General features: G+C 44.2%; 12 protein-coding genes and 2 pseudogenes. 11 read left to right on the top strand and 3 right to left on the bottom strand.

Annotated elements, in window-relative coordinates; genetic code table 11:
* Positions 1-14 precede the first annotated feature (14 nt).
* Positions 15-122, bottom strand: a pseudogene (locus tag E0E29_RS11515) (Maff2 family mobile element protein); the annotation flags it as partial.
* Positions 123-252: 130 nt separating this feature from the next.
* Here E0E29_RS11515 and E0E29_RS18760 point away from each other — a divergent pair.
* Both E0E29_RS18760 and E0E29_RS11525 read left to right on the top strand, forming a co-directional pair.
* Positions 253-426, top strand: a complete 174-nt coding sequence (locus tag E0E29_RS18760; protein WP_242622478.1) for a hypothetical protein — start codon at positions 253-255, stop codon at positions 424-426.
* A 429-nt stretch (positions 427-855) separates the two neighbouring features.
* Positions 856-1101: a DUF6061 family protein gene (locus E0E29_RS11525; protein WP_130849961.1), complete on the top strand. Its 246-nt coding sequence runs from the start codon at positions 856-858 to the stop codon at positions 1099-1101.
* Positions 1102-1158: 57 nt separating this feature from the next.
* Here the strand turns inward: E0E29_RS11525 and E0E29_RS11530 are convergent, their stop codons facing one another.
* Positions 1159-1470, bottom strand: coding sequence for a helix-turn-helix domain-containing protein (locus tag E0E29_RS11530; protein ID WP_087241805.1), 312 nt, complete (start codon positions 1468-1470; stop codon positions 1159-1161).
* Between the two features lie 110 nt (positions 1471-1580).
* On the opposite strand from E0E29_RS11530, the gene E0E29_RS11535 reads away from it, so the two are divergent.
* Positions 1581-2057, top strand: coding sequence for a hypothetical protein (locus E0E29_RS11535; protein ID WP_130849962.1), 477 nt, complete (start codon positions 1581-1583; stop codon positions 2055-2057).
* Between the two features lie 67 nt (positions 2058-2124).
* On the opposite strand, the pseudogene E0E29_RS11540 reads toward E0E29_RS11535, so the two are convergent.
* Positions 2125-2890, bottom strand: a pseudogene (locus E0E29_RS11540) (IS5 family transposase).
* A gap of 134 nt (positions 2891-3024) precedes the next feature.
* Here E0E29_RS11540 and E0E29_RS11545 point away from each other — a divergent pair.
* The 8 genes from E0E29_RS11545 (at position 3025) to E0E29_RS11580 (ending at position 12421) form a co-directional block, all read left to right on the top strand.
* Positions 3025-3237, top strand: a complete 213-nt coding sequence (locus E0E29_RS11545; RefSeq protein ID WP_130849963.1) for a helix-turn-helix domain-containing protein — start codon at positions 3025-3027, stop codon at positions 3235-3237.
* Positions 3215-5596 carry an EcoAI/FtnUII family type I restriction enzme subunit R gene (gene hsdR, locus E0E29_RS11550; RefSeq protein ID WP_130849964.1) on the top strand — a complete coding sequence of 794 codons (2382 nt, stop codon included), beginning with the start codon at positions 3215-3217 and terminating at the stop codon, positions 5594-5596. Before E0E29_RS11545 ends, hsdR begins: the two co-directional genes overlap by 23 nt.
* A gap of 10 nt (positions 5597-5606) precedes the next feature.
* Positions 5607-7028 (top strand): class I SAM-dependent DNA methyltransferase, encoded by a 1422-nt coding sequence (locus E0E29_RS11555; RefSeq protein ID WP_130849965.1) that lies wholly within the window; start codon positions 5607-5609, stop codon positions 7026-7028.
* Positions 7025-8482, top strand: coding sequence for a restriction endonuclease subunit S (locus E0E29_RS11560; protein WP_130849966.1), 1458 nt, complete (start codon positions 7025-7027; stop codon positions 8480-8482). Before E0E29_RS11555 ends, E0E29_RS11560 begins: the two co-directional genes overlap by 4 nt.
* A complete protein-coding gene (locus E0E29_RS11565; protein ID WP_130849967.1) occupies positions 8482-9039 on the top strand; it encodes an ImmA/IrrE family metallo-endopeptidase in 558 nt (185 codons plus the stop codon). The genes E0E29_RS11560 and E0E29_RS11565 overlap by 1 nt, the downstream gene beginning before the upstream one ends.
* 25 nt (positions 9040-9064) lie before the next feature.
* The gene (locus E0E29_RS11570) at positions 9065-10342 is read left to right on the top strand and encodes an AAA family ATPase (protein ID WP_130849968.1); all 1278 of its coding nucleotides are present in this window, start codon (positions 9065-9067) and stop codon (positions 10340-10342) included.
* Entirely contained in the window at positions 10335-10928 is a 594-nt protein-coding gene (locus tag E0E29_RS11575) for a hypothetical protein (protein ID WP_130849969.1), read from the top strand. The genes E0E29_RS11570 and E0E29_RS11575 overlap by 8 nt, the downstream gene beginning before the upstream one ends.
* Positions 10929-11137: 209 nt before the next feature.
* On the top strand, positions 11138-12421 hold the full coding sequence (locus E0E29_RS11580; protein ID WP_130849970.1) for an IS110 family RNA-guided transposase: 1284 nt from the start codon (positions 11138-11140) through the stop codon (positions 12419-12421).
* The last annotated feature ends 150 nt before the right edge of the window (positions 12422-12571 follow it).

Raw genomic sequence — 12571 nt, forward strand, 5'->3', positions numbered from 1 at the left:
CCTTACCGTACATGAGCATTCGCGCCGGGGTTGTCGTTGCCGTAACCTTCCAGCAGGTTGATGACACCCCAGATGCCGAGACCAGCGCCGAGGGCGATAACGAGGGTCTGAAGAACGGTGATAGTTTGGGGGCTTGACCATGCAGAGAATGAGCTTTGGAAGCAGCCTCCAGACCCGGTACTGGAAGCCGTAGCAAAGATCGTATCCTCCGAGAACCGTGAATGGGAAGGGAGTCCTACGGAGCTGGCCCAGGTGATTCAGACTGATATGGCGGTAAACCGGCTTACCAAGCATCTGAATGTGAATGCCAGCCGATTGCTGGAAGAACATCAGGTGAAATATGAGTACAAAATTAAACACGAAGGGCGGCGTATCCGGCTGATTTACATGGTGGTGGAAGCACCTGCGTTTGAAGTAATCGGGTAAAGCGCGACGCTCGCAACGGTCGCGACGGTGTTTTGAGTGGTACTCCCAGCACCGTTGCGACCGTCGCAACCGTCGCGGAAAGGAAAAACCGTGGAGGTATTTTGCCACCCCGGCTTCCAAGGGACATAGTAAAAGGGGGGAGCGATTCACGTACCCCTATGCTCCAAAACGGGGTACTAGGTACAGACGAAAAAGCGTTCGGAGAACGCGCAGCCACAGAATGAAATTCTGTGTTCAGAAGGGGCTTGGGGGCATTGCCCTCAACAAGCAGACGGCAGGAAATGTGAGTGTGTATTAACACTCGCATTGCTTGCCGGATTTGTGTGTGGCTATCCACACGCATTGCTTGCGGATAACTAAAACAACCGAAGCAGCCTTTGTGCCGCTGCGGAAAACTAATTGAAATTTAAGCATTGGGAGGTAACGAATATGAGAAAGATTTTGTTCTGTGAGTTTAACCTGGACACCGCCTGCGTGGAGCTGCGTATGGATGACGGAACGCTACTCTCCATCAACTGCACTGCCGTGGAGAACGAGGTGGCAAACAGTATGTACCAGCAGTCAGAACTGGACTGGCTGATCTATAACGATCCGCTGGCCTATGCCAAACTGATTTTGAATGGGACCCCTGAATTATATCTAAAAGCAGTAACACAGAAAACTCCGTTAGATTGATGGCAAAGAAAATCCGCCAGAAGCAGCACTCTAAAGGGTGCGCCTCTGACGGATTTTTTACATCTTATCAATCAAAGCAAATACAACGGCCTGCTGTTCTTCACTTAGTCTTGACCAGCGTTCCAGAAGTTTTTTCTGCGCCTCAGTCAAGGAAACAGGTGCATCTCCTTCTGCAAACAGCTGAGACAGCGTAATACCAAAAGCTGTGCAGATTTTCTCCAGAGATGGAATGGTCGGAACCATGTTCTTACGATACCACGAGGAGATCGTGGATTGCGGTAAACCGGAGCGTTCTGCAAGCTGATACTCTGTCCAGCCCCGTTCCTCCCGATACGCGGTTATAACCGAGAGAATATCCTTCACCTGCATCACTCCTTTGCTTGTGTTCTTCGTAAATTATACTTTGATAAATCGTTGTGATTTAATCATTTATATCGTATAATTTTTACGATAAACACAACTATACGGGAGGTAGAACTTTGGGCGGAAAAAGCTGTTTTTTCATCGGACACCAAGAGGCATCAGAAGAGATTTATCCGGTATTGTATGCGGCTGTTGAGCAGCATATTTTAGAATATGGCGTCACAGAATTTATCGTCGGCCACTACGGCGGATTTGACCGTCTTGCAGTGTCAGCAGTCAAAGAAGCAAAGCGTTTCTACTCGGAAGTGAAGCTCACTTTGTTGCTTCCATACCATCCGGCGGAGCGGCCCATCCCAACTCCAGATGGATTTGACAGCACCTTCTATCCACCAGGGATGGAAAGCGTTCTGCGCAAGGTCGCAATCGTGAGAGCAAATCGCTATGTTGTGGATTATGTAGACTACCTCATCGCCTATGCGTGGCACCCCGCCAGCAATGCGCGGGAGTTACTGGAGCATGCTCAAAGGCGAGAACGGAAAGGCAAAATAGCCGTTTCGGTGTTACAACATAATTTTCTTCCAGCAAAAAATTGATAAGAATTAAAGTCGCAAATTTATTCGTCAGAGGTTAGGGCTTGTTTGAAAAAAGGCGGAGATTGTGCTAAAGCAACAAAATAGCGATGGAGGCAAGATACACAAAGGCTAGGAAGGAAGCATCCGACTTGTCATATCTGGTGGCGATTCTGCGAAACCACTTGATTTTCTGGAAAAAACACTCCACCAGATGGCGTTCTTTATACAGATGCCAGTCAACCGGCCAGGGATCGGAAACGTTGCTTTGCGGCGGGATCACATAGCTGGCCCCGTGCGCTGAGATATATTCCCGAATCGTCCGGGCACCATAGGCCCGGTCTGCCAGCACGGCACTCCCGCCGATTCTGACCTTTTTCAGCAGTTCAACAGCGTGAACCGAATCGTGGTCATTTCCAGCGGAGAGAAGGAACTCCACCGGGTTTCCCAGACCGTCTACGACAGCGTGGAGCTTTGTGTTCCACCCGCCTTTGGTACGGCCAACCGCCTTATCCGCCGTTTTTTTCCCCGCCATTTGCGCTTTCATGCACCTTTACGCAAGTGGAGTCCATGCTCAGGTTCTCCATATCCGCGTCCGCAGACAGTGTGTGGAATACCGCTTCCAGAGTGCCCTCATTCCGCCATTTGGCGAATCTTGCGTATATAGACTGCCAAGGACCATAGGTCGCCGGCAGCTCACGCCACTGCGCACCGCTCCGGACGATCCAGAGCATTCCGTTGAGCATGATCCCGTTATCCTTCCGGGGACGACCCCGCTTTCCCGTTTCTTCCGGTGGCAGCAGCGGCTTGATTCGTTCCCATTGTTCTTTTGTTAATTCATATCGTTTCATGCTCATAGCTTCGCATAACTTGGTTTCTTGTGCAACTTTTATTTTTCAAACAAGGCCTAGTTGTAATATGAAAAGGGATTGTAAATTTCGACTTCTTGCAATATAATAGAATTGGACTGTTGTAAGTAGGAGGGATCGCTGTGCTTGACTATCTAACTGTGAAAGAAGCTGGAGAAAAGTGGAATATATCTGGCCGCATGGTAACAGTGTATTGCAACAACGGAAAGATTAAAGGCGCGGCGAAAAAAGGCAATTTATGGTTAATCCCAGTAGATGCCGAAAAACCTCTGGACGGAAGGACGATTGCAGCAAGGAAAGCGAGGGGTGAACATGAACAAAAAACAAATGTCTGAACAGGACATTAGAACAAAGTATATTACCCCTGCAATTCTGGCTGCCGGCTGGGATCGCGACTTGCAGATCAGGGAGGAAGTTTCCTTTACAAAAGGCAAGATTACAGTACGCAGAAAAATTGTGAAGCGCGGAGAGCAAAAACGCGCAGATTATATTTTGTATTGGAAACCAAACATCCCACTGGCAATCGTGGAGGCAAAAGACAATAACCACAATATTGCGGATGGTATGGAGCAGGCTCTAAACTATGCCGAGATTTTAGATATACCCTTTGTGTTTACATCTAACGGCGATGGATTTTCTTTTTATGACAAGACGGCTGAACATAATGTTCAGATAGAATTGGCCTTAGATCAGTTCCCTTCGCCGGAAGACTTGTGGGCTCGTTACAAGAAATTTAAGGGTATCACAGAGGCAAGCGAAAAAGTTGTAGCGCAGGATTATTACTACAACCCCAATGACGATAGAAAGCCCCGATACTATCAATGTAACGCGATTAACCGGGCTGTTGAAGCGGTTGCCAGTGGGCAGAATCGGTTATTGCTGACGATGGCAACCGGTACTGGTAAAACCTATACAGCGTTTCAGATTATTTATAGACTTTGGAAATCTCGGACGAAAAAACGAATTTTGTTTTTGGCGGATCGGAATGTACTTGTAGATGACCCTATGCGTAAAGATTTTAAGTTCTTTAACGCTGATAGCAATAATCGGAAAATGACTAAGATCCGCGACAAGAAAGTAGACAAGGCTTATGAGGTCTATTTTGCAATTTACCAGGGGGTAACAGGGCAGGTAGGCTTTGCTGATACATATAAAGAGTTTTCTCCAGACTTTTTTGATTTGATTATCGTAGACGAGTGCCATCGCGGTAGCGTAAAAGACGATTCTGCTTGGAGAAAAATTCTGGAATACTTTAAGAACGCTACGCAGATTGGTATGACGGCCACCCCCAAAGAGACGAAGGACACCTCCAATATTGAGTATTTCGGAGAACCGATCTACACCTATACTCTGCGTCAAGGTATTGAAGACGGTTTCCTTGCACCATATAAAGTTGTCCGTGTGGGGATTGATAAGGATTTGGAAGGTTATCGCCCCACAAAGGGTAAAAGGGACAAGTATGGGATTGAGATTGAAGATCGAGAATATAACATCAAGGATTATGACAAAAATCTGGTTCTCGAAAAGCGCACAGAACTTGTGGCGAAACGAGTATCTGACTTCTTGAAGAAAAACAATTCTCGCTTCGCTAAGACGATCTTTTTCTGTGTAGATATCGACCATGCTGCCCGTATGGCTCAGGTCCTTAGAAACGAAAATGGAGACCTGGTAAGGCAGAATCCCAAGTATGTAGTGCAGATGACCAGTGGCAGTGAGGGCGTCAAAGAACTGGAAAACTTTATGACCGCAGATGAAGCCTATCCTGTATTGGTGACTACAAGCAAATTACTGACAACAGGTGTAGATGCAGATACTGTAAAGTTCATTGTTTTGGATAGCAATATCAACAGCATGACAGAATTCAAACAGATTATTGGTCGCGGAACAAGAATCAACGAAGAGCATGACAAGCTTTATTTCACTATTATTGACTTTCGTAATGTGACCAAGTTATTTGCTGATAAGGATTTTGACGGTGATCCGGTGAAAGTCAAAGAAACCGATGGAGACATTCCTACGGAAGAAACGGAAGATACACCGACCGAAGATATTCCGCAGGATGAAGTACCCGAGGAAGATGGACAGGAGGTCCCGCCGGATGTTACCTTCGATCCGGATGATGATACTCCCAAACGGGTGAAATATTATGTTAATGATGTGCCTGTGTCCATTATCAATGAACGGGTACAATATTTGGACGCAGACGGCAAGTTAATTACTGAAAGCCTTGTAGATTACACCAGAAAGAATATCCGCAAAGAGTATGCCACACTGGACGAGTTTTTGCAGCGGTGGAACAGTGCACAGAAGAAAACAGCCATTGTTGAGGAACTGGAGCAAAAGGGTATATTCTTTGAAGAACTACGAGAAGAAATCTCTAAGGATTTGGATCCCTTTGATCTTATTTGCCACATTGCCTTTGATATGCCGCCGCTGACACGAAAAGAGCGGGCCAACAATGTGAAAAAGCGCGGTTATTTTGGAAAATACAACGAGGTTGCAAAGCAGGTCTTAGAAGCGTTGCTGGACAAATATGCAGACGAAGGACTGGCCAATCTCGAAAGCATGGAGGTTTTGAAAGTACCCGATGTCGCCCGATTTGGCACGCCGGTCGAAATACTGAAGTGCTTTGGCAACAAGAAAAAATTTATGGAAGCTATTGCAGAACTGGAAAACCAGCTGTATGTAGCATAGGAGAATCATTATGAGTATATCGGCTACAATCAAATCAGTGCAGGATATCATGCGGCAGGATGCCGGTGTAGATGGTGACGCACAGAGAATATCACAGCTTGTGTGGATGTTATTTTTGAAGGTGTTTGACTCCAAGGAAAAGGAGTGGGACGCATTATCGGATGACTACACCTATATTATCCCTGACGGCTTGCGCTGGTCTGATTGGGCTGAAGATGACGAAGGTATTACCGGCGATGAACTGATTGACTTTGTAAACAATACGCTGTTCAAGACTTTTAAGGATTGGCAGTTGACAGAAGCCAGTGATCCGAAAGCGGTCTTAGTGAAGTCCCTGTTTGAGGATAGCTATAACTACATGAAGTCCGGAACACTGATGCGCAGCGTCATCAACAAACTCAACGAGATTGACTTTGACAAGGCTTCTGACCGCCATTTATTCAACGACATTTACGAGAATATCCTGAAGGACTTGCAGAGTGCCGGAAACTCCGGCGAATATTATACGCCTCGTCCCGTTACGCAGTTTATGGTGGACATGGTCAATCCTCAGCTTGGCGAGCAGGTGCTGGATTTTGCCTGCGGCACTGGCGGTTTCCTTGTCTGTGCGCTGGAGCATTTGCGTAAGCAGGTCCATAACATTGATGATGAAAAGCAACTTCAGAAGTCTATTTTGGGTGTAGAGAAAAAACCTCTTCCTCATATGCTCTGTACCACAAATTTGATTCTGCACAATATTGATAATCCGCAAATTAAGCATGATAACTCGTTAGGTTATCCGGTTAAAGATATTAAGCCCAAAGACAAGGTTGACATTATCTTGACCAATCCTCCTTTTGGTGGCATCGAAGAGGACGGAATTGAGGACAATTTTCCTGCAAATTATAAGACAAAGGAAACAGCGGACTTGTTCTTAGTGCTGCTGATGTACAAACTGAATCAGACCGGCAGAGCGGCAATTGTTCTTCCAGACGGCTTTTTATTCGGTGAAGGTGTCAAAACTGCAATTAAAGAAAAGTTGCTGAGCGAGTTTAACCTTCATACGATTGTCCGGCTTCCCAATGGAGTTTTTGCTCCCTATACCGGCATTAACACAAACTTGCTCTTCCTGGAGCGTGGAACAACTCAAGAAATCTGGTTTTATGAACACCAGCTCCCGGAAGGGTATAAGAACTACACAAAGACAAAGCCAATTAAGTTAGAAGAGTTTGAAGCGGAAAAAGCATGGTGGAATGCCCGAAAAGAAACAGATTGTGCGTGGAAAGTTAGTATCGATGAGGTTAAGGCTCGAGGGTATAATCTTGACTTCAAAAATCCTTCTACGCAGTTAGAGCAAAGTATCCCTTCTCCGGAAGAGGTAATTAGAAAAACATCCGATTGTCTCACCAGAAGCAGACAAATTCTGTTGGAAATAGAGGAGTTGTTAAAATGAAAAAGCTATCTTTTCCAACAGTGAAATTGGGAAACTTTATTTGTGAAGTAAAAGAAAAAGTAAAAAACTCAGGCATTTCTCAAGATGATTTTACTGTTTATGGAGTGACAAACACAGACGGTATTACTGTTACAAATAACAAAGCAAGTGATGATTTGGGCAACTATACTGTTTTAAGAGAAAATCAGTTCGCCTATAATCCGTATCGAGTAAATGTCGGTTCCATTGGTTTATCTTTACCAGGTACTTTTGGGGCTGTAAGTCCTGCCTATGTTGTGTTTGAAACCAACGGACAGATTAGCAATGAGTTTTTGCTGTATTACTTAAAAAGCTCGTTTGGAATCAATTTAATCAAATGGTATGGGGATCGTGGCGGTGTGCGTTCTGCATTGCGGTTTTCCGATCTGAAAAAGATTGATTTTCCCGATATTACCTTGGAGCAGCAAAATAAGCTTCTGATAAAAATTAAAAAGCTCGATGAATTGCTCTGTGAACTGTATAAAAACTTGTCTGACGATAAGATCGAAATCCTTCGCCAATCTATCTTGCAGCAAGCGGTAGAAGGTAAGCTCTGTGAGCAGGACCCTAATGATGAGCCAGCTAGCGTGCTGCTTGAAAAAATTAAAGCTGAAAAAGAGCGTTTGATTGCCGAGAAAAAAATCAAAAAGCAAAAGCCACTACCTCCCATCACCGAAGATGAGAAACTATTTGTGCTGCCAAAAGGTTGGGAGTGGTGTAGAGTAGGGGCCCTTTGTGAATCATCATTAGGGAAAATGTTGGATAAAAAGAAGAACAAAGGACAGCTGCGACCATATTTGAGAAATTTAAACGTTCAGTGGTTTAAGTTTAATCTATCAGATGTTTTAGAAATGCGATTTACTGATGAGGAAAAAGATCGATATACGGTAAAATATGGAGATGTTGTAATCTGCGAGGGCGGCTATCCTGGTATGGGAGCTATTTGGGAAAACACAGAAAATATTTATTTCCAGAAAGCCCTTCACCGGAATAGATTTTTCTTTGAAGGGATGAATTATTATTTCTTATATTACTTATACAGTATTTTTCATAACGGTAAACTAAAAAAATATTATACAGGAATGGGAATACAACACTTGACAGGAAAATCTCTCGCAAATATTCCAATCCCAGTACCACCACTCGCAGAATTACAAAGAATAGTAAAGAAAGTTGAGATACTATTCCAGCTACTCGATAAATTGGAGCAAGAAATTTCAAATGCAAAGCTATATGCCTCAGATCTTATAGAAGCGGTCTTGCAGGAAGCGTTTAGTGTGCAAGAAGCTGCAAAACCTGCACAGGTTATTGAATTCCATCCGGATCAAACAACTCCGGAAACTGAATTGTTGGCAGCTGCCCGTGGCAAGATTCGGGAGGATACCTGGGAGCATCTTCGCAAACGAGCTTTGGAGATTGCCAACGAGGAAAGCTGATGGACTGGAGACGCAAACGACAAATCAGGAATTTAGTCGATGGAATTTTGGATTTAAATACCCTGCATCGTCCACCGATAGAGCTAATTCCTGCTATAATGAAACAGCGGGGGATCGTATTCGAGGAACGAGACGAGGATGATGAAGAGTTCTGCGGCGTATATATGGTGGTAAAGCAGGCAAAAATCATCTTTGTCAATGCCAATCTTCGAACATCCCGCAAACACTTTACCATTGCCCATGAGTTGGGCCATCATTACTTAGGCCACCCATTACAAAACGGTGCTATTATCTGTGATAGTGATAGCGTTTTTGGAAAAAATAAGCCGGAACAGGAAAAAGAAGCAGACTATTTTGCAGCCTGTTTCCTGATGCCGGAAAATCTGGTCAAACGAAAGCGGACAGAGTTTTTTAATGATTGCCCGAAGCAGACAACGCTGTTCCTGGAAGATCAGCAGCTGGAACAGCAGCATCAATTGCAGCGATATCTGAGTGACTACTTTCAAGTGTCAATGGAGGCTATGGGATATCGCCTAGACGAATTAAAGCTGGTATAGCACCAGCGATAGAGGAGGACACACAATGAAGCTAACTTTGAAAAACATTGGCAAAATAGGGACAGCTTCAGTTGAGATCAACGGCATCACGGTAATTGCCGGTGAAAATAACACCGGCAAAAGCACGGTTGGACGCGCTCTTTTTGCAGTGTTTAATAGTTTTTGTAATGTTCAAAAGCAAATTGAAAACGAACGAGTCAATAGCGTAGAGAATTTGCTTGACCGGATGTATATAAATGCCGGTTCGAGATTTATAAGAATAGTGAATACAAACGAAATTGCAAAAATAATTGTTGCTCATATTGATTCATATAGGCAAGCAGAGCTTTCTGATATGCAAAAAAATATCATGGACTTGCTTGTACAATATGGTGAAGGGAAAATTGAATCTTTTGATCAAAGTACTATTGCAGAAACGATTTCACAAATCAAAGATGTACTGAATGTCTCTGGTATCGATTTTCTAAAATCTGTACTTGCACGAAAGCTGAATGCTGAGTTTAATGAGCAAGTCTGCAATATATTTTCTGGAGATGATGGTGAAATCCAGCTCCAGATTAAAGATAAGATCATAACGGTTTCTGTTGAAAATGAAGGATCCGTAGATATTCAGAATCCAGGCGATATCTCGTTGCACACAGAAGTTGTCTACATTGATGATCCATTTGTACTTGATGATACAAGCATGTTTTATCGGCGTATACCAAGCGCTTCTACGGATCATCGGTACCATTTGCGAAAGAAGCTGTTCTGGCCGGACACTGAAGCAAATGTTTTTGATGAGATTATTGCCAAAGATAAGCTTAATAGTATTTATGAAAAAATATCCTCTGTTTGCAGCGGTGATATTATTCGGAGCAAGCGATCAATGCTGGGGTATCAAAGAAAAGGTAGTGACAAAGTTCTGAATGTTCGGAATCTGTCTACCGGTCTTAAGACTTTTGTTATCTTGAAGATGTTGCTCACAAGTGGAGCGATTGAGCGTAATGGTACAATTATCTTGGATGAGCCGGAAATTCACTTGCACCCAGAATGGCAACTCCTGTTTGCTGAATTGATTGTATTGATTCAGAAGGAGTTTGGTGTCCATGTTCTCTTAAACACGCATAGCCCCTATTTTCTGCGAGCAATTCAAGTGTACTCGGCGAAGTATGAATCTGCGGATACTTGTAAGTATTACTTGTCTGAAGTATTTGAGGATCGAGCGAATATTACAGATGTGACTGATAATATCGATAAGATTTATGCTAAGCTTTCTCGTCCACTGCAAAGACTTGAGGATGAGAGGTGGCAAGATGGTTGATTTAAATGCTTTTCAAATTTTTGCTGATCATCTTTCAAATCTTAAAGAAACTTCCATAGATAAGAGAGACGGAACGCCACAATATATGACCCTATCGACTCGAGAAGCCGTCAATTTTGATGGTGTAAAAGAAGAGTATGTAAAACCGCTGGGAGTAAGTGAAATACCTAAGTCAAATGACGCACTTTTTGATGATGGAAAAGGTTTCCTAGTTTTTGTTGAATTTAAAAATGGATTTATGGATCGCCCTAAACAATTTGCAGTTCGAAAAAAAGTGTATGATAGTGCGCTCATTTTTACCGATATAACCTCCACGGGAATATCGTATATGCGAGATCATATAAAGTATATTTTGGTATATAATGAAACTGCAAATCAGGACAACGGTCTCGACGAAGAACTTAAGAAAAAACGAAAGACGGCAGTTCAACCATCTCCTGCATTCGATGCTTTTGCTAAGAATGTGGGAAAGTATGCAAATGAAGAATATGTGTGTTTTGGGCTTAAAATATTTCAAAATTATTGCTTCAAGGAAGTACACACATACACCGAAGCTGAATTTAATGCATACTTGTCAACATTATGACTACACTACGAGATTAAACTAACTGCTTTGAAGTCGTTTGGTTGAATGTATTTAACCATATGTTTTTCTTGAAATGAATTAGGAGATTCCTGTAATATGAGAAAATCCGGCGTTTGAACAAAAAAGGACACTCCCTTACAATCAAAGTACACGAACAGGGTCAAAGCCCTAATAAAAACGTACGTTGAGATTGAAAGGAAGTATCCAAAATGAGTGTAACACAGAACGAGAAAATCCGTCAAGTCACAGAAACAACAATGGTCATTGGTGTGGATATTGCCAGCGAGATGCATTGGGCCAGAGCGTTCGACTGGCGCGGTTTGGAGCTTGGTAAGGCAGTCAAGTTTGAGAACAGCGCAGAGGGCTTTCGGTTCTTCCTGCATTGGCTGTCAGAATTGGCAGCCGAACAGAAGAAAAGCAGCGTCATGGTAGGGCTTGAGCCCACAGGACACTACTGGTTCACCCTGGCAGCGTACCTGCAAGGAAGCAGTATTAAGCTGGTGCTGGTCAATCCATACCATGTGAAGCGCAGCAAAGAACTGGACGACGGACATCCCAGCAAGAGCGACAAGAAGGACCCCAAGACAATCGCAAAGCTGGTGCTGGAAGGGCGCTATGCATTCCCATATATCCCACAGGGGCTGTATGCGGAACTGCGAGTTGCCATGAACTGCCGCTGGAGAGTACAGAAAGAGCTCACTTCAGTGCAGAATCAAATCCAACGTTGGCTGAAGATCTACTTTCCAGAACACAAAACAGTATTCGGAAAATTTGAGGGCATGGGAAGTATGGCGCTGCTTCATGCAGCACCGTTTCCTTCCGATTTAATCGCTTTAGGTGTGGATGGAATCAACCAGATATGGCGACAGATGAAACTGCGCTGTGTTGGCCTGAAACGGGCGCAAAGGGCCTTTGAAGCGGCCAAAAACAGCGTAGGATGCACAACGGGGATTGAAGCGGCCCGCATGGAGCTGCAAATTCTGCTGGAGGATTATGACGTGAAACTTCAGCAGTATGAACGCATCATGGAGGTTGTGGAAAGCCTGTGCGGGCAAATCCCAGAGGCAGAAGAGCTGCTTCAAATCAAAGGGATCGGTCTCACCACTGTCGCTGGCATCTTTGCCGAAGTTGGAGACATTCGGCGCTTCTCATCCCCTCGCCAACTGCAAAAGCTGGCAGGACTCGCCATCACGGAAAACAGTTCCGGAAAGCATAAAGGCCAGACGGAAATTAGCCGGCGAGGGAGAGCACATCTGCGTGCAATCCTGTTCCGAGCGGCGATGCCACTGGTGGCGAAAAATGAGGAATTTCAAAAACTCCATCAGTATTTTACGACAAGAGCAGAAAACCCATTGAAGAAAATGCAGTCGATGATTGCGATATGTTGCAAGCTGCTTCGGGTGTTCTATGCAGTGGCCATAAAAGGCTGTGCATACAGTGCAGAAAAAATGCTTGCTGACATCCACAGAAACCAGCCGCTGAAAGCGGCGTAGTTCGCTTACAGGAAGCGTCTCTCTGTTGCGTCGCGGAAGAGACTCACACCGCTTCCGTTTAACTTGATTCCACAGGTATAAATACAGAGCCGGTAGTTGGTCAATGAATTTCACCATTAGAGCTTAGACTCGGTATAGGAGAACGACTGA

Origin of the sequence: Intestinimonas timonensis (assembly GCF_900626145.1) — a bacterium.
Classification (GTDB): Bacteria; Bacillota; Clostridia; order Oscillospirales; family Oscillospiraceae; genus Intestinimonas; species Intestinimonas aquisgranensis.

Excerpts from the sequence above, each read along its gene's own strand:
- E0E29_RS11530 (WP_087241805.1), bottom strand. The coding sequence starts at position 1,470 with ATGCAGGTGAAGGATATTCTCTCGGTTATAACCGCGTATCGGGAGGAA.
- E0E29_RS11575 (WP_130849969.1), top strand. The coding sequence starts at position 10,335 with ATGGTTGATTTAAATGCTTTTCAAATTTTTGCTGATCATCTTTCAAAT.
- E0E29_RS11565 (WP_130849967.1), top strand. The coding sequence starts at position 8,482 with ATGGACTGGAGACGCAAACGACAAATCAGGAATTTAGTCGATGGAATT.
- E0E29_RS11555 (WP_130849965.1), top strand. The coding sequence starts at position 5,607 with ATGAGTATATCGGCTACAATCAAATCAGTGCAGGATATCATGCGGCAG.
- E0E29_RS11525 (WP_130849961.1), top strand. The coding sequence starts at position 856 with ATGAGAAAGATTTTGTTCTGTGAGTTTAACCTGGACACCGCCTGCGTG.
- E0E29_RS11560 (WP_130849966.1), top strand. The coding sequence starts at position 7,025 with ATGAAAAAGCTATCTTTTCCAACAGTGAAATTGGGAAACTTTATTTGT.
- hsdR (WP_130849964.1), top strand. The coding sequence starts at position 3,215 with ATGAACAAAAAACAAATGTCTGAACAGGACATTAGAACAAAGTATATT.
- E0E29_RS11580 (WP_130849970.1), top strand. The coding sequence starts at position 11,138 with ATGAGTGTAACACAGAACGAGAAAATCCGTCAAGTCACAGAAACAACA.
- E0E29_RS11570 (WP_130849968.1), top strand. The coding sequence starts at position 9,065 with ATGAAGCTAACTTTGAAAAACATTGGCAAAATAGGGACAGCTTCAGTT.